This is a genomic window from Klebsiella sp. ME-303 (assembly GCF_007910085.1).
In the GTDB taxonomy this organism is placed as follows: Bacteria; Pseudomonadota; Gammaproteobacteria; order Enterobacterales; family Enterobacteriaceae; genus Klebsiella; species Klebsiella michiganensis.
Genome location: NZ_VOJB01000007.1, coordinates 1 through 761, shown reverse-complemented (window position 1 = coordinate 761; position 761 = coordinate 1). Strand labels below are relative to the sequence as shown.

The following is a 761-nucleotide window of genomic DNA, read 5'->3' as shown; positions in this document are numbered from 1 at the left end:
GACCGTTCCGTGGCAAAGCAAAAGTTCAAAATCACCAACTGGCCCACCTACAATAAAGCCCTCATCAACCGTGGCTCCATAACTTTCTGGCTGGATGATGAAGCTATTCAGGCCTGGTATGAGTCGGCAGCGCCTTCTTCACGAGGCAGACCTCAGCGCTATTCTGACCTTGCCATCACGACTGTGCTGGTCATTAAACGCGTATTCAGGCTGACCCTGCGCGCTGCGCAGGGCTTTATTGATTCCATTTTTTCTCTGATGAACGTTCCGCTACGCTGCCCGGATTACAGCTGTGTCAGCAGGCGGGCAAAGTCGGTTAATGTCAGTTTCAAAACGCCCACCCGGGGTGAAATCGCACACCTGGTAATTGATTCCACCGGGCTGAAGGTCTTCGGTGAAGGCGAGTGGAAAGTCAAAAAGCATGGCCAGGAACGCCGCCGTATCTGGCGTAAGCTGCATCTCGCCGTTGACAGTAAAACACATGAAATTATCTGCGCTGACCTGTCGCTGAACAACGTTACGGACTCAGAGGCCTTCCCCGGGTTAATCCGGCAAACCCACCGGAAAATCAGGTCAGCCGCCGCCGATGGCGCTTACGATACCCGGCTATGTCACGATGAACTGCGGCGTAAGAAAATCAGCGCGCTTATCCCACCCCGAAAAGGTGCGGGTTACTGGCCCGGTGAATATGCAGACCGTAACCGTGCAGTGGCTAATCAGCGAATGACCGGGAGTAATGCGCGGTGGAAATGGACAACAGA

The 761-nt window shown here is 54.0% G+C and carries 1 protein-coding gene; it reads left to right on the top strand.

Features of this window, described 5'->3' with window-relative positions:
• Positions 1–9: 9 nt before the first annotated feature.
• Positions 10–761: IS5-like element IS903B family transposase (locus tag FQK12_RS00045; protein ID WP_146295600.1), on the top strand; the 752-nt coding region annotated here is incomplete at its 3' end.